General features: G+C 73.3%; 16 protein-coding genes. 10 read left to right on the top strand and 6 right to left on the bottom strand.

The window, feature by feature from the left end; translation table 11 throughout:
- Positions 1-122 precede the first annotated feature (122 nt).
- Positions 123-386, top strand: coding sequence for a TM2 domain-containing protein (locus tag ACH4N1_RS30250; protein ID WP_398102333.1), 264 nt, complete (start codon positions 123-125; stop codon positions 384-386).
- A 105-nt stretch (positions 387-491) separates the two neighbouring features.
- On the opposite strand, the gene ACH4N1_RS30245 is transcribed toward ACH4N1_RS30250, so the two are convergent.
- The 5 genes from ACH4N1_RS30245 to ACH4N1_RS30225 all read right to left on the bottom strand — a co-directional run bounded on the left by ACH4N1_RS30245 (position 492) and on the right by ACH4N1_RS30225 (position 4,728).
- Positions 492-1,265 (bottom strand): succinate dehydrogenase iron-sulfur subunit, encoded by a 774-nt coding sequence (locus tag ACH4N1_RS30245; RefSeq protein ID WP_398102330.1) that lies wholly within the window; start codon positions 1,263-1,265, stop codon positions 492-494.
- Positions 1,265-3,019 carry a succinate dehydrogenase flavoprotein subunit gene (gene sdhA / locus ACH4N1_RS30240; RefSeq protein ID WP_398102327.1) on the bottom strand — a complete coding sequence of 585 codons (1,755 nt, stop codon included), beginning with the start codon at positions 3,017-3,019 and terminating at the stop codon, positions 1,265-1,267. Before sdhA ends, ACH4N1_RS30245 begins: the two co-directional genes overlap by 1 nt.
- Positions 3,020-3,042: 23 nt before the next feature.
- A complete protein-coding gene (locus tag ACH4N1_RS30235; RefSeq protein WP_398102324.1) occupies positions 3,043-3,528 on the bottom strand; it encodes a succinate dehydrogenase hydrophobic membrane anchor subunit in 486 nt (161 codons plus the stop codon).
- A gap of 5 nt (positions 3,529-3,533) precedes the next feature.
- Positions 3,534-3,914 carry a succinate dehydrogenase, cytochrome b556 subunit gene (gene sdhC, locus ACH4N1_RS30230; RefSeq protein ID WP_363091276.1) on the bottom strand — a complete coding sequence of 127 codons (381 nt, stop codon included), beginning with the start codon at positions 3,912-3,914 and terminating at the stop codon, positions 3,534-3,536.
- A 259-nt stretch (positions 3,915-4,173) separates the two neighbouring features.
- A complete protein-coding gene (locus tag ACH4N1_RS30225; protein WP_398102321.1) occupies positions 4,174-4,728 on the bottom strand; it encodes a 2-oxo-4-hydroxy-4-carboxy-5-ureidoimidazoline decarboxylase in 555 nt (184 codons plus the stop codon).
- 237 nt (positions 4,729-4,965) lie between these two features.
- Here ACH4N1_RS30225 and ACH4N1_RS30220 point away from each other — a divergent pair, with 237 nt between their 5' ends.
- Both ACH4N1_RS30220 and ACH4N1_RS30215 read left to right on the top strand, forming a co-directional pair.
- Positions 4,966-6,564: a glycoside hydrolase family 20 protein gene (locus tag ACH4N1_RS30220; protein WP_398102470.1), complete on the top strand. Its 1,599-nt coding sequence runs from the start codon at positions 4,966-4,968 to the stop codon at positions 6,562-6,564.
- Between the two features lie 279 nt (positions 6,565-6,843).
- Positions 6,844-7,419, top strand: coding sequence for a hypothetical protein (locus ACH4N1_RS30215; RefSeq protein ID WP_398102318.1), 576 nt, complete (start codon positions 6,844-6,846; stop codon positions 7,417-7,419).
- A 126-nt stretch (positions 7,420-7,545) separates the two neighbouring features.
- On the opposite strand, the gene ACH4N1_RS30210 is transcribed toward ACH4N1_RS30215, so the two are convergent.
- Positions 7,546-8,040: a DUF1877 family protein gene (locus tag ACH4N1_RS30210; RefSeq protein ID WP_398102315.1), complete on the bottom strand. Its 495-nt coding sequence runs from the start codon at positions 8,038-8,040 to the stop codon at positions 7,546-7,548.
- Positions 8,041-8,213: 173 nt separating this feature from the next.
- Here ACH4N1_RS30210 and ACH4N1_RS30205 point away from each other — a divergent pair, with 173 nt between their 5' ends.
- From ACH4N1_RS30205 to ACH4N1_RS30175, 7 genes are all read left to right on the top strand, one after another.
- Positions 8,214-8,639, top strand: coding sequence for a hypothetical protein (locus ACH4N1_RS30205; protein ID WP_398102312.1), 426 nt, complete (start codon positions 8,214-8,216; stop codon positions 8,637-8,639).
- A 173-nt stretch (positions 8,640-8,812) separates the two neighbouring features.
- A complete protein-coding gene (locus ACH4N1_RS30200; RefSeq protein WP_398102309.1) occupies positions 8,813-9,253 on the top strand; it encodes a hypothetical protein in 441 nt (146 codons plus the stop codon).
- 185 nt (positions 9,254-9,438) lie between these two features.
- Positions 9,439-10,056 (top strand): RNA polymerase sigma factor, encoded by a 618-nt coding sequence (locus ACH4N1_RS30195; RefSeq protein ID WP_398102306.1) that lies wholly within the window; start codon positions 9,439-9,441, stop codon positions 10,054-10,056.
- Positions 10,057-10,143: 87 nt separating this feature from the next.
- Positions 10,144-11,076 (top strand): hypothetical protein, encoded by a 933-nt coding sequence (locus tag ACH4N1_RS30190; protein WP_398102303.1) that lies wholly within the window; start codon positions 10,144-10,146, stop codon positions 11,074-11,076.
- A gap of 454 nt (positions 11,077-11,530) precedes the next feature.
- A complete protein-coding gene (locus ACH4N1_RS30185; RefSeq protein WP_398102300.1) occupies positions 11,531-12,190 on the top strand; it encodes an RNA polymerase sigma factor in 660 nt (219 codons plus the stop codon).
- The gene (locus tag ACH4N1_RS30180; protein ID WP_398102297.1) at positions 12,190-13,413 is read left to right on the top strand and encodes a hypothetical protein; all 1,224 of its coding nucleotides are present in this window, start codon (positions 12,190-12,192) and stop codon (positions 13,411-13,413) included. Before ACH4N1_RS30185 ends, ACH4N1_RS30180 begins: the two co-directional genes overlap by 1 nt.
- Before the next feature lie 552 nt (positions 13,414-13,965).
- Entirely contained in the window at positions 13,966-15,546 is a 1,581-nt protein-coding gene (locus ACH4N1_RS30175) for a methylmalonyl-CoA mutase (protein WP_398102294.1), read from the top strand.
- The last annotated feature ends 17 nt before the right edge of the window (positions 15,547-15,563 follow it).

Here is a 15,563-nt window from a genome sequence, read left to right as displayed (position 1 = left end):
TTGCCGACGCACGGTCGGCGCAAGCTCGGCGCATGTAGAACGCGCATCCCTCCTGGACTCCCCGGCCCGGAGCAACCAGTTCCGGGATCGCCGCAACACGAAGCAATCCAGGAGCAGTTCTCATGACCGTCCCCACTCCCGACGCCCCCTACGGCGTCGACCCGCTGGGCCGTCCGTACTCCGACAAGTCGAAGATCGTCGCGGGCATCCTCCAGCTCTTCCTGGGCTACCTCGGCATCGGCCGCTTCTACGTCGGCTCCGTCGGCGTGGGCGTCGCCCAGCTCCTCACCTGCGGTGGCCTCGGCATCTGGGCGCTCATCGACGGCATCCTGTTCCTGACGAGCAACGACCGCACCGACGCCCAGGGCCGCGTCCTGCGCGGCTGATCCCCGCCCGCTCGACGCCGAGGGCCCCGCTCGCGCATCGCTGCGCGGAGCGGGGCCCTCGGCGTGTCGCCCGGACCGGGACGGCCCGGACCGGTGCCGCCGGGATCAGAAGCGGCGGGTGATCAGCGCCCGCTTGACTTCCTGGATCGCCTTGGTGATCTCGATGCCGCGCGGGCAGGCGTCCGTGCAGTTGAACGTCGTACGGCAACGCCACACGCCGTCACGGTCGTTCAGGATCTCCAGGCGCTGCTCGCCGGCCTCGTCGCGCGAGTCGAAGATGAAGCGGTGCGCGTTGACGATGGCCGCCGGGCCGAAGTACTGCCCGTCGTTCCAGAACACCGGGCACGAGGACGTGCACGCGGCGCACAGGATGCACTTCGTGGTGTCGTCGAAGCGCTCGCGGTCCTCGGCCGTCTGGAGCCGCTCACGCGTCGGCTCGTTGGTGTCCTTCGTGATGAGGAAGGGCATGACGTCGCGGTACGCCTGGAAGAACGGCTCCATGTCGACCACGAGGTCCTTGAGGACCGTCAGGCCCTTTATGGGCTCGACCGTGATCGGCTTCGCGGGGTTGATGTCCTTGATCAGCGTCTTGCACGCGAGGCGGTTCTTGCCGTTGATCCGCATCGCGTCGGAACCGCAGATGCCGTGGGCGCAGGAACGGCGGAACGTCAGGCTGCCGTCCAGCTCCCACTTGATCTTGTGGAGGGCGTCGAGGACGCGCTCCTTGGGGTCGATCTCCACCTGGAAGTCTTCCCAGGTCGCCTCGGCCGAGACCTCCGGGTTGAACCGGCGGATCCGGAAGACGGCGGTGATGTACGGGGAGTCGGCGAAACCGGGCTCGGGGGCCGCGTCCGACTTGTCCAGAACGGGGGTAGCCATCAGTACTTACGCTCCATCGGCTGGTAGCGGGTCTGGACGACCGGCTTGTAGTCGAGACGGATGGACTCGGTGCCGTCGTCGCCGACCTCGCGGTACGCCATGGTGTGGCGCATGAAGTTGACGTCGTCGCGGTTCGGGTAGTCCTCGCGGTAGTGACCGCCGCGGGACTCCTTGCGGGCGAGGGCGGAGACGGCCATGACCTCGGCCAGGTCGAGCAGGTTGCCCAGCTCGACGGCCTCCAGCAGGTCGGTGTTGAACCGCTTGCCCTTGTCCTGGATCGAGACGTTCAGGTAGCGCTCGCGCAGCTCGGCGATCTTCTCGACCGCCGTCTTGATCGTCTGCTCGGTGCGGAACACCATGACGTTGGCGTCCATGGTCTCCTGCAGCTCGCGGCGGATCGTCGCCACCCGCTCGGTGCCCGTCGAGTTGCGCAGCCGCTCGATCTGCGCGACGACCAGGGACGCGGGGTCCTCCGGCAGCTCGACGTAGTCGGCCTTCTGGGAGTACTCGGCGGCGGCGATGCCCGCGCGCTTGCCGAACACGTTGATGTCCAGCAGCGAGTTCGTGCCCAGCCGGTTGGCGCCGTGCACGGACACGCAGGCGACCTCGCCGGCGGCGTACAGACCGGGCACCACCGTGGTGTTGTCGGCCAGCACCTCACCCGCGACGTTCGTCGGGATGCCGCCCATCGCGTAGTGCGCGGTGGGCTGGATCGGGATCGGGTCCGTGTACGGCTCGATGCCGAGGTAGGTGCGCGCGAACTCGGTGATGTCCGGCAACTTGGCGTCCAGCTGCTCCGGCGGCAGGTGGGTCAGGTCGAGGTAGACGTGGTCGCCCTCGGGACCGCAGCCGCGGCCCTCGCGGATCTCCGTGTAGATGGAGCGCGAGACGACGTCGCGGGACGCGAGGTCCTTCATGACCGGCGCGTACTTCTCCATGAAGCGCTCGCCGTCCTTGTTGCGGAGGATGCCGCCCTCACCGCGGGCGCCCTCCGTCAGCAGGATGCCCATGCGCCAGATGCCGGTCGGGTGGAACTGGAAGAACTCCATGTCCTCCAGCGGGATGCCGCGGCGGTAGACCGCCGCCTGGCCGTCACCCGTCAGCGTGTGCGCGTTCGACGTCACCTTGAAGAACTTGCCGGTGCCGCCCGAGGCGTAGATCACGGCCTTCGCCTGGAAGACGTGGATCTCGCCGGTGGCCAGCTCGTACGCCACGACGCCGGCCGACTTCTTGACGCCGTCGACCTCGGTGATCAGCTGGTCGAGGACGTAGAACTCGTTGAAGAACTCCACGCCCTCCTTCACGCAGTTCTGGTACAGCGTCTGGAGGATCATGTGGCCGGTGCGGTCGGCCGCGTAGCAGGACCGGCGGACCGGGGCCTCGCCGTGGTTGCGGCTGTGACCGCCGAAGCGGCGCTGGTCGATCGTGCCGTCCGGGGTGCGGTTGAACGGCAGGCCCATCTTCTCCAGGTCGAGGACCGAGTCGATGGCCTCCTTCGCCAGGATCTCGGCGGCGTCCTGGTCGACCAGGTAGTCGCCGCCCTTGATCGTGTCGAAGGTGTGCCACTCCCAGTTGTCCTCCTCCACGTTGGCCAGCGCGGCGGCCATGCCGCCCTGCGCGGCGCCCGTGTGGGAGCGGGTGGGGTAGAGCTTCGTCAGGACCGCGGTCCGGCTGCGCTTCGTCGACTCGATCGCCGCGCGCATACCGGCGCCGCCGGCGCCGACGATGACGGTGTCGTACTTGTGGATCTTCATCAGTGGTTGCCTCAGCCCCGTGCCTAGCGGATGTTCGGGTCGAAGGTGAAGATCACCAGCGTGCCCAGCAGGATGGTGAACACCGTGGCGGTGTAGAGCAGGCCCTTCAGCCACAGGCGGGTGTTCGCGCGCTCCGCGTAGTCGTTGATGACCGTGCGCAGGCCGTTGGCGCCGTGCAGCATCGCCAGCCACAGCATCAGCAGGTCCCAGACCTGCCAGAACGGCGAGGCCCAGCGGCCGGCCACGAAGGCGAAGCCGATCTTGGAGACGCCGCCGTCCAGCACCAGCTGGATCAGCAGGTGACCGAGGACCAGGACGACCAGCACCACGCCGGACAGGCGCATGAACAGCCAGGCGGCCATCTCGAAGTTGCCCCGGGTCGACTTCGGGGACTTCTTGGTCCGCTTGCGCGGCGCCTCGATCAGGGGTGCCGGGTGGTCGACGTCGTACAGGGAGGCGCCGCCCTCGACGGGGCCGACCCCGGACGCGGTGGTTTCAGTGGTGGCCATCTGTCTCAGCTCCCGAAGACTTCACGAGCGGCGTGGCCGAGGACGGGGTAGATCGCCCCGAGCATCAGCACGACCCAGATGCCGACGACGGTCCAGAGCATCTGCTTCTGGTAGCGCGGGCCCTTCGACCAGAAGTCGACGGCGATGACACGCAGACCGTTCAGCGCGTGGAAGAGGATGGCGGCGACCAGGCCGTACTCCAGCACGGCGACGATCGGCGTCTTGTACGTGGCTACGACCTTGTCGTAGTCCTCGGGGGACACCCGCACGAGTGCGGTGTCCAGCACGTGTACGAACAGGAAGAAGAAGATGAGGACGCCGGTGACTCGATGAGCCACCCAGGACCACATTCCTTCCCGGCCGCGGTACAGCGTTCCAGCCGGCACGGAAGAACCCTCCGGGAGCGGGGATTGGGGCCTGCCGGCTTCGGCGTCGGACGGGCCCGGCCGGGTACGGTCCACCGGCCCCCAGCATCGTAGCCACGCGGCGGCGCAGGGCTTACAGGGGGCCTGCTTGTGTGATCAAACTGGCACGCGTATGGGTGAGCATTGCGGCATCCGGGGTGGGATGACCCCTTCGTCCCGGTCTGTGGTGGCGTCCTGGCTGGTGGGGCCCCGTGAGCCGGGAGGCCGCGGGCCCGCGGCGTCAGAGCAGCCCGGTCAGCCGCTGCCTCGCCAGCCGGCGGAGTTCCTCCGCCGTCACCACCCGTTCCTCCTCGGGATCGTTCGCCAATCGTGACCGGATGGCCGCAAGGACGTGGTCCAGGGCCTCCGGCGGCGGGACACCGTCCAGGCAGACGACGAACGGGTGGCCGAAGCGGGCCTCGTAGGCCGCGTGCGCGGCGCCGAGCGCCATGTGGGCCGCCCCGTAGGCGTCCGCCGGCAGGGGCGGCAGGGACTCCGCCGCCAGCGCTTCCGTGAGGTCCCCCGCCGTCAGGTCGTACGCCGCCTCGTCCGACGCCGCCAGCAGGGCGTCCAGGGTGGGGTAGGGGCGGTGGGCGGTGACGAGGTGGGCCCAGCGCGGGCTGCGCAGGCAGGTGAGGAGGGCGCGGCGCGTCTCGGCGGCGGGCGCGCCGTTGAACCCGTCCAGGGCGGTGGGGGCCGGCGGAGAGGTCCTGGCCTGTTCCGGGAGGGCCGGCAGGACGACGCGGTCCGGAAGGTCGGAGAGACGGTGCGCAGGCAGTGGGGATCCTCGCGTCACGTGCGGTGCGGCAGGGGGTGTGGTGAAAGGTGTGACGTCACGTTATCGAGAGTGCTCATGACGTGTCCGGCGGATATCCGAATTTCACCCGCACGGGAGAGTTTCGCCACGGGGGGTGGACTCCCTCGGCGCGCCCCGGCCGGACGCGGGCCGTAGGTTGTCGGGGTGAGCAGGCACAGGCATCGGCGCCGGGCGCCGCGGAAGAGGCCGCAGGAGAAAGTCGTACGACGGGCCCTGCTGGCCGGCGGTCTCGTCGTCGTGCTCGGGGCGGGGGTGGGTGTCTGGGCCTCCGGGGACGGCGGCGGGGCGCCCGCGGGATCGGCGGACCGGGCCGGCGCCGCGTCCGGCGGCGCGAGCGGTGACCCGGCCCCGTCGGCGTCGAGCGCGAGCCCCGCGCCCAGCCGGTCGTACGCCCTCTCCACGGCCCCGCGGACGATCCCCGCCGTCCGCGCGCACACCCCCGCACGCGGTCCCGGCTGGCGGCCGGCGGCGAAGCAGCGGGTCGTGGTGAGCGACGCGGACCTGGCCGACGAGGGCCGGATGGTCGCCGGTGAGCTGGGGATGACGTACGCGGGCGAGCGGGACGACGTGCGCGCCGGGGACCTGCGGCTGGCGCTCAACGACGACGAGGGCGCGAACCCCGAGTCCTACACCATGACCGTGCGCGGCGGGCGGGTGACGGTCAGCGGGCCGTCCGACGCGGGCGTGTTCTACGGCACCCGCACCCTGAAGCAGGAGGTGCACGGCGGCGGTACGGCGCCGGAGGGCGTCGTGCGCGACGAGCCGGCCAAGCCGCGGCGCGGGTTCATGCTGGACATCGCGCGCAAGAACTTCACGCCCGGGTGGATCGAGGACCGGGTGCGGGAGCTGGGGGACCTGAAGTTCAACGAGATCGGGCTGCACTTCTCCGACGACCAGGCCTTCCGGATCGAGTCCGACACCCACCCCGAGATCGTCTCCCGGCAGCACCTGACCAAGGCGCAGGTCACGAAGATCGTCGACCTGGCGGAGAGCCGGCACATCACCGTCGTGCCCGAGATCGACTCGCCCGGACACCTGGGCGCCGTCCTCGCCGCCCACCCCGAGCTGCAACTGCGCAACGCGCGCGGGGTCGCCACCCGCGGGGCGATCGACATCTCCAAGGACGCCTCCGCGGCCCTTCTCGACGACCTGCTCGACGAGTACGCCGAGCTGTTCCCCGGCGGGCAGTGGCACCTGGGGGGCGACGAGTACCAGGCCCTGACCGTCGCGGACCCGGAGGCCTCCTACCCGCAGCTCGCCGCCGCCGCGCGCGAGCGGTACGGCGCCGGCGCCGGCGTCGCCGACCTCGCGACCGGCTGGCTCGACGACCGCGCCGACACCGTCCGCGCCCACGACCGCACCGTGCGCGCCTGGAACGACGGCTTCTTCAAGGGCACCTCCGTGAAGGCCGACGCCGCCCTCCAGGTCGCCTACTGGACCGGCAAGGAGATCGGGGCGCGCCCGCCCGTCGACTACCTGGCCGCGGGCCGCGAGGTCGTCAACTACAACGACGAGTTCCTGTACTACGTCCTCGGCGAGCCCCAGACCTTCGTCTACCCCACCGGGAAGCGGATCTACGAGCAGTGGACCCCGCGCGTGCTGCGCGGCACCACGCCGGTGCCCGCGCGCCACGACGACCAGATCCTCGGCGGGACCTTCGCCGTCTGGTGCGACCTGGCGAACTCCCAGACGCAGGACCAGGTCGCGGCCGGCATCCGGATGCCGCTGCGGGCGACCGTGCAGAAGCTGTGGGACCCGCGCGCGCCGCAGCTGTCCTGGACGCGGTTCAAGGCACTGGCGGACCGCCTGGGGTGAGCCCCGCGGCGCCGCCCCGGCCGTGCGCGTGGCGCCTCCGCGGCGCTGCCCGCGGCCGTGCTCGTGGCCGTGGTCGCGGCGCCACCCCCGGCCGTGGTCGCGCCGCCCCCGCCCGCAATCGCGGCGCCTTCGCCGTGCTGCTCGTGGCCCTGCCCGTGGCGCCCTCGCAGCTTGGCCGAAAAGTTTCCTTCCTCTTCCCTGTGACACTCCTCGGCTGTCGCACGCAGTAAGGGGAAGTGCGGGCTCCGTAAGGGCGGCGCCCCGGACAGGGAGGCGTGCATGAGCCTGGTGGACCTCATCGCCCGGGCCGACGAGCGTGGACTGGCCGCGAGCGGACTGGCTTGTTTGGACCGGTGCGTGCCCCTCCTGGGGGGCGACGACGAGATCCTGCGCCCGCTGTGGGGGAACCTCACGGACGCCTCCGACGCGGCCGACTGGGGCGGACTGCTGGAGCAGATCCGCGGCAAGCTGGGCGTCGGCGGGGACCCCGCCGAGGAGGACGGCGACGGTGGCGACGAGGCCGTCCTGCTCGCCCGGCGGATGCTGGCGGCGGCCCCCGCCGAACGCACCACCGCGCGGCTGCGGGCCTGGGCGGACGCCTGCTCGGTCGCCGCGCTCCTGATCCACCGGCTCCTCGACCCGGCCGACGACCCCGCCCCGCTCGACTCCCGCCGCGCGGGCGGCACCGAGGGCATGCCGCCGCTGGCCGCCGCGGAACTGCGCCGCCAGGTCACCGTCCTGGAGGTGCTGGCCGGGCACGGGGCGGGCGGGCTGCGCCGGGCCCTGGAGGTCTCCGTCGAGGGACGCCGGGTGCTGCGGGCGGTGGTCTCCCGCAGGGCGCGCGGGCGGGGCTGACCCGGACGGGCGGGGCGTACCGCCACTCCGGGCGTGCCGTGCCGTCCGTTCAGGTGCGCCGCCGGGTCCGGGCGTGCCGCGGGCTCCGGAGAGCCCTCGGCTCGGCGGGACCGCCCGCTCACCGGCTCAGGAGTGCAGCCACTTCACCACCGCGTCGCCGTACCGCGCGGTCGTCGTGTAGAAGGCCGTCAGGTCGGCGTGGGCGGAGGCGAAGACGGCACGGGTGCGGGCCTCCTGGGCCGGGCCGCCGTAGCGGGGGAGCAGCTCGGGGCGGACCGGGCGCCACAGGTCGTCGAAGTCGGACGTGGCGAGGAACGCCGCCACCCGTGCCGTCTGGGCCGCGGTGAGCAGCAGGAACGGCGGCTGCTTCGGGCCGGTGGCGTAGACCCGCTGGCCGCCGAGGACCACATGGGCCCCGGGCCCGGCGTCGACGTGCTCCGGCGGGGCGTCGGCGTACAGGAGCTGCTGGTCGGGGTAGCGGCCGTCCAGGATCTCCTCGCGGTGCCGTCTGATCCGGCCGCGCATCGCGTCCTGGTCGTCCTCGAAGAGTCTCCGCAGCCAGCCGGCGCTGTTGCGCAGCGCCGAGGCCGGTACGGCGCGGAAGTGGAAGTACGCGCTCATCACTCCGGCAGCGCGCGGGCGGGCGCAAGTGTCACTCCCGTGTCCGTCGTGCGGGGAAGACGGGGCGGTCCCGCGCCGGTTCCGGGAACAGCCCGGCGCGCGGTGACGGAATGCGGGCGGACCTCGCTGTTCCGTATGTGACGTGGAATGTGACTCAGGACGCGACGGGCGCCGTGACGGACGCCGTGACGGGGGCTCCGGCACCGGGGCAGACCCAGCCGGGCGGCCGGCCCTCCGCCGCGGCCAAGCCGGCGCGGTGGGCGGCGGACGCCGTGAGCGCGCTGCGCGAGGGCGCGCGGCTGCACCTCGACTACTCGGCGCGGAGCCTGTGGCGCGTCGACCGGGTGATCGACGAGCTGCGCCGCGAGGAGACCCCGTACGGCGCCGTCGAGAACGTGCTGCGCGGGCTCGGGGCGTACGGCGGTGAGGTGATCGTCCGCGAGACCGGCGGCGAGTGGTGGGCGACGGGCGGCGACCACTGGGTCCGCACCCCCGACGGGCGGCTGTGGGACCCGGTCGACGAGGCCCGCCGCTGCTTCGGCGGCCACGGCTCCCTGCGCCTGCTGTGCCGGGACGCGACCCTCACGGACCGGGCCTGACCACGGTGCGGCCCGCGGCCGCCGCCACGGACCCGCACGGCACGGCGCCCTGCTCACCGCCGGTGTGACCAGCGACACAGTCAGGACCCGTGATGCTTGCGCGCACCGATCCGCTGGGGCAGGCGGAGGGACCCGACCCGACGGTCCCGCCACCCGAGAGGAGGGGCGGCGCCATGGACGACGCGGACGGCATGAGAGCCCGCGCGGCCGGATTCGTCGCGCGCGTCGGCGCACGCGGCCGGCTGCCGCTGGACTACTCCGTCGCCAGCCTGCGCGTCGTCGACTTCCTGGTCGACGGGCTCCGCAAGGGCGGCGCCGACCGGGAGCGGGCGCACGACACGCTCGTCGAACTCGGGGCGTACGTGGGGGAGGTGCTGGTCCGCCGGGCCGGCGCGGTGTGGGTCGACCTCGACGAGCGGCAGCGGGCCTGGCTCGGCCAGTCCGTGGGGGTGCGCATGCCGGACGGACGGGTCTGGAACCCCCTCGGCAAGGTCGTCAACCGCTTCGAGGCGGGCGGCACCGACGAGTCCCTGCACACCTTCTACCTGACCCTGCACGGCAGGGCCCGCCGGACACCGGGCAGGGGCGCCCCCGCCAGGGGGGCGGCCGCCTGACCCGGGGGTGCGTCGCCGGCACCGGCACGGTCCCACGGGGGTGGGCCGAGCCGGCGCCGACGGCGTCCTGTGACACTTCTGTGAGGCCTGACGCTGATGACCGTGGGGGCGAGGACGCGACCGGGACCGGTGCACGGCGCGTTCGTCACGCACCCGCCACGAACTCCGCACGAACGAGGACAGTCTTGGGCCAGGGAGGGGAACCCCGGCGCGCGCAGGCGTACGACGGGGAACTGGGCGCGGCGGTAGCGCGGGCGCAGGACGGCGACGAGGCCGCGTTCGCGGTCGCGTACCGGATCGTGCAACCGGGGCTGCTCGGCTATCTGCGCGGCATCGTGGGCGACGACGCCGAGGACGTCGCCTCCGACGCCTGGCTGGAGATAGCCCGAGACCTCGGGCGGTTCAAGGGCGACGGCGCGGGATTCCGGGGCTGGACGGCGACCATCGCCCGGCACCGGGCCCTGGACCACCTGCGCAGGCTGCGCGTGCGGCCCCGGGCCGCCACGCTGGAACAGGACGTCCTCGACCTGCCCGGCCGGCACGACACCCACGACCAGGTCGTGGAGTCCCTGTCCACCGAGCGGGCCCTGGAGCTGGTGCGCGGACTGCCGCGCGACCAGGCCGAGGCCGTCCTGCTGCGGGTCGTGGTCGGCCTGGACGGGCCCGCCGCGGCCCGTGCCCTCGGCAAGCGCCCCGGCGCGGTCCGCACGGCCGCCCACCGGGGCCTGAAACGGCTCGCGCGCCAGCTCGGCGGCGAAGGTGTGACGGATGACGGCCCCCGGACGCTGGGGGAGTCGAAATGAACGGTGACGGTCGCGGCCCGTATGGATCAGGGGCGGCGGACGCGCCCGGAGGCAGAGCTCGCACAAGCACGACAGGCGGAATCGGACATGGGTGAACGGATGAGCGGCGGCGAGGACGTCCATCGCCGACACGCCCGCCCCGCCCGCCCCGTACCCGGCGACGACGACGGTCATGCCCGGGTGGAGGCGCTGCTCGCGCGTGCCCTGCGGGACACCTCCGGCGGCGCCGAGCGCGAACGGCAGGCCGTCGCCGCCTTCCGGGCCGCGCGGGACGCCGGCGCGCACCGTGCCCGTACCCGGCGGCGGGACGACTGGCGGCCCCGTGGACAGCGGCACACCGTCCGCTCGCTGCGGGCCACGCTCTCCGTGGTCCTGGCCAGCCTCACCCTCGGCGGTGTCGCGGTCGCCGCGATCGGCTCGGCCGGCTCCTCGGCGGACACCGCGGACGGCGCCGGCCGCGGCACGTCGTCGGCGAGCGCGTCGTCGGCGAGCACGCCGGACGGCCGGCGCGCCGGAGCCGCCGCCACGCCGTCCTCCGGCGCCGCCGCGGACCGGGACCGGCCGCCGTCCGCCGAGGACACCGAGGCCCACTGCCGCGCCTACGAGCAGGTGGCGGGCCGGGGCAGGGCGATGGACGCGACGGCGTGGCAGCGCCTGGTCGCCGCCGCGGGCGGCGAGGAGAACGTGACCGCCTACTGCGCGGCGCGGACCGCGTCGCCCACGGCGACCCCCGGGAACGGCGGCGAGGGCAGGGGCGCCGGCTCCGCCGACCCGGCCGGCGGGAACACGGGAAACACCGGCAACACCGGCACCACGGGGAACGCGGGCAACACCGGCACCACGGGGAACGCGGGGAACGCGGCGAGTGCGGGAACCGCCGGGAACAGCGGAACCGGAACCGGAACCGGAACCGGAACGGCCGGGAACACCGCGACCTCCGGAACCGCCGGAAACACCGGAGGCTCCGGAAACACGGAGAACACCGGGAACACCGGAAACACCGGAAACGGTCGGCCGTAGCCCGCGAGGACGCCGAAAGCCGAGTACGGACGGGGACCGGTGGCCGTCCACCGGCCGGCCTGTCGAGGGTGCCGTCGTGACGAGCCGGCCGCAGCCGTGGTGCCGTCATGAGGAGCCGTCCCGGCGGCGGTCGGCACTGCCGCCGAAGCGACGGCCGGAGCCGCCACCCCCCACAGGAGAGGCCCCGGCCGTCGCGCGGCACGGGCCGCGCGGCGACCCGTACCTCCTACAGCGCCGTGCGTGCGTTTTGTGTCACACCCGGTGCCCGCGCGTCCGCGTCACGACTGGGTTGCAGCTTGTGCGGACGTGGACGATCGGTGGTTTCAGGTCGTAACGTGCCTTTCGCGCCGGAGGGCGGAAGGGCTGGAGCAGTGTGACCGACTGCGGCCGCCACCATCAGCGGCCCCGGCCGACTGCGGTCGGCGAACCGCACCATCGACCGAGGAACCACCACGTGGGGGACGACGCGGAGCTGACAGCCGCGGTGCTTGCGGCACAGGACGGGGACGAGGCCGCCTTCCGCGCGGTGTACCGCTCGGTGCACCCGCGGCTCCTCGGGTACGTCCGCACCCTGGTCGGTGACCTCGACGCCGAGGACGTGACCTCGGAGTCCTGGCTCCAGATAGCGCGCGACCTGGAGCGGTTCGACGGGGACGCCGACCGTTTCCGCGGCTGGGCCGCCCGGATCGCCCGCAACCGCGCGCTGGACCACATCCGGATGCGGGGGCGCCGGCCCGTGGCCGCCGGCGACGAGACGGAACTGACCGGCCGGGCCGCCGACTCCGACACCGCCGGCGAGGCCATCGAGGCGCTCGCCACCGGCCGCACCCTCGATCTCATCGCCCGCCTGCCCCAGGACCAGGCCGAGGCGGTCGTCCTGCGGGTGGTGGTGGGCCTCGACGCCAAGACGGCCGCCGAGACGCTCGGCAAACGGCCCGGCGCCGTACGTACGGCCGCGCACCGCGGGCTCAGGAAGCTCGCCGAGCTGCTCGGCGAGGACCCGGACACGGCGGGCGTGCTCGACGCGCTGCCGGCGCAGCGGGCGCCGAGGGGGCGCGCGGTGGCATCCGGCGGTGTGACGCATGCGTGCGCGCCGACGCAGAAGGACGTGTGATGGCCGACGATCGCTGTGTCCTCCCCGGAGACGCCGGAGACACGGAGCCCCCGGCAGGCCCCGCAAAGGGCCGTTCCACCGGCCGCTGGCTGACCCGCGAGACGGCGGAACGCCTGCTGGCCGGGGAGGCGGCGGACAACGCTGTCGCGCCCGTCCACCGCCACGAGGCCGACCGGCTCGCCAGGACCCTGGGTGCGCTCGCCGCGATGTCGGCCCCGCCCGCCCCCGAGGACGAGGAACTTCCCGGTGAGGCGGCGGCCCTCGCCGCGTTCCGCAAGGTCCGGGCGGACCGCGCGCCGGACGCCGTCCCGGCCTTCTCTCCCGGGCGGGCCGCCGCCCGCGAGCCGGTGCCCGGCGACGAGCCGGGCTTCCCGTGCCGGCCCGCGCCCGCGCCCGGCGAGGACGCCGGCCTGGTCCGCATCGGCGGTCCCGTCCTGTCGTACGGCCGCCGCCCCCGGCTGCGCCGCCCCGCCCGCCTCGCACTGGCCGCCGCGCTGACCGTCGGGATGGTCGGCGGGGTCGCGGCCGCGGCCGGCACCGGGCTCCTGCCCACGCCGTTCGACGACGCCGAACCGGGCCCGGCGGCCTCCGTGTCCGCTGCCGTGACCCCCGGACCGGACCGCCCCCTCGGCTCGTCCGCGCCCGGCACCTCCCCCGGCGGCACCGGCTCGGCGCTCCCGGACGGCGGCACGCGGGGCACCTCGGCCCCGGGCCCGGACGGCTCCGCCGACGACTCCGGCGCCCGCGCCCGCGCCGACGAGCTGGCCGCGTCCTGCCGGGAGAAGGGCGCCGGCCGGGCGCTGGCCGCCGAGCGCCGCCACACCCTGGAGCGCGCCGCGGGCGGCTCCGCGCGCGTACCGGCGTACTGCGCGGGCCTCCTCGGCGACCGCGAGGGCCAGGACCCCGGCGAGCCGAACGGCGGCAAGGCCACGGACGAGGGCGACGCCGGCATCGACGGTGACGAGCAGGGCGGCGGCCGGAACGGCGGCCAGGGCGCGGGGCAGCCCGGCGGGACGACCGGCAAGGGCAGCGAGAGCCGGGGCGGAAAGAAGAACGCGGAGAGCGAGAAGGCCGACAAGGCCGACAAGGCCGAGAAGAGCAAGGCCGACAAGGCCGAGAAGAGTGAGGGGACCGACAAGAGCGCCGCGAAGGCCGACAAGAGCGCCGCGAAGGAGTCGGCGAAGAAGGCGAAGAAGGACGGCAAGGACGCCGAGGCGCCGTAGGCCGGACGAACCGACGCCCTTCACCCTCCTCGTACCCCCTCTGAGCTGCGTCTTCGTGCGCCGTAAAAATTTCTGGCCGCAGGGTGTGACGTTTTCGGCGGCCCAGCCGCAGTAACTAGTGAGCCGACTGGTCATCGGCCCTCGCACTGAGCCGGGGTTCCCCCCGTACCCACGGCTCGTGCACCTGGCGCGGGCGGGACACGTTCCCCCGGTCCCGCCCGCGCCCCATACCTCTCTCCCAGGTCTCCTCGGGACGACGTCCCTCCTCCGCGCCGACGCGGGTCCGCGATCTCCGTCACGCCCTCCGCCACGATCTCCACCATGCCCTTCGGCGCGCCCGTCGGAGCCGCCGGCGGCCTCCGCGCGCGTGCCCCCGGATGACGCCGCGCGAACGGCCCGGCATGGTGGTGACGGGGACCGCAGCAAGTCTGTGAGCAAGGTCCCAGCGTGCTCCCCTCCACGGGGTGGAGGCACGCGGCTACAGTCCGTCGAAGGGTCGGGCAGGCCCAGCCGGTAACCGGCGAGTAACCGTTCAGCGGGAGGCAACACACCATGGCGCGCGAGTCTGAGTCCGGACTGCCCATCGAACCGGTCTACGGGCCGGACGCCCTCGACGGCTGGGATCCGGCGGAGAAGCTGGGCGAGCCGGGCGCCTACCCCTACACGCGCGGCGTGTACCCGTCGATGTACACCGGCCGGCCGTGGACGATGCGCCAGTACGCCGGTTTCGGCACGGCGGCGGAGTCCAACGCCCGCTACCAGCAGCTCATCGCCAACGGCACGATGGGCCTGTCGGTCGCCTTCGACCTGCCCACCCAGATGGGCCACGACTCCGACGCCCCGATCTCCTCCGGCGAGGTCGGCAAGGTCGGCGTCGCCATCGACTCGATCGACGACATGCGGGTGCTGTTCGGCGGGATCCCGCTGGACAAGGTGTCCACGTCGATGACGATCAACGCGCCCGCCGCCCTGCTGCTGCTCCTGTACCAACTCGTCGCGGAGGAGCAGGGCGTCGGCGCCGACCAGCTCACCGGCACGATCCAGAACGACGTGCTGAAGGAGTACATCGCGCGCGGGACGTACATCTTCCCGCCGAAGCCGTCGCTGCGTCTGATCGCCGACATCTTCAAGTACTGCAAGGCCGAGATCCCGAAGTGGAACACGATCTCGATCTCCGGCTACCACATGGCCGAGGCGGGTGCCTCGCCCGCGCAGGAGATCGCCTTCACCCTGGCCGACGGCATCGAGTACGTGCGGACGGCGGTCGCGGCCGGCATGGACGTCGACGACTTCGCCCCGCGCCTGTCCTTCTTCTTCGTCGCCCGCACGACGATCCTGGAGGAGGTCGCCAAGTTCCGCGCCGCACGCCGGATCTGGGCGAAGGTGATGCGCGAGGAGTTCGGCGCGAAGAACCCCAAGTCGCTGATGCTGCGCTTCCACACGCAGACCGCCGGTGTCCAGCTGACCGCCCAGCAGCCCGAGGTCAACCTGGTCCGGGTCGCCGTCCAGGGGCTCGCGGCCGTCCTGGGCGGCACCCAGTCCCTGCACACCAACTCCTTCGACGAGGCGATCGCGCTGCCCACCGACAAGTCGGCCCGGCTCGCGCTGCGCACGCAGCAGGTTCTCGCCTACGAGACGGACGTGACGGCGACGGTCGACCCCTTCGCCGGCTCCTACGTCGTGGAGAAGATGACCGACGACGTCGAGGCCGCCGCCCTGGAACTGATGACCAAGGTCGAGGACCTCGGCGGCGCGGTGTCCGCGATCGAGCACGGCTTCCAGAAGGGCGAGATCGAGCGCAGCGCGTACCGCATCGCCCAGGAGACCGACTCCGGCGAGCGGGTCGTGGTCGGCGTCAACCGCTACCAGCTCGACGCGGAGGAGCCCTACGAGCCGCTGCGCGTGGACCCCGCCATCGAGGCCCAGCAGGCGGCCCGCCTCGCGAAGCTGCGCGCCGAGCGCGACCAGGCGGCGGTCGACGCGGCCCTCGCCGAGCTGAAGAAGGCCGCCGAGGGCGAGGACAACGTCCTCTACCCGATGAAGGACGCCCTCAAGGCCCGCGCGACGGTCGGCGAGGTGTGCAACGCCCTGCGCGAGATCTGGGGCACCTACGTGCCGTCCGACGCGTTCTGATCCGTGCCGAAGCGGCC

Origin of the sequence: Streptomyces sp. NPDC017202 (assembly GCF_044331705.1) — a bacterium.
Taxonomy (GTDB): domain Bacteria; phylum Actinomycetota; class Actinomycetes; order Streptomycetales; family Streptomycetaceae; genus Streptomyces.
Note: the sequence above shows the minus strand (reverse complement) of the source record. Positions and strands in the feature narration are given on the sequence as shown.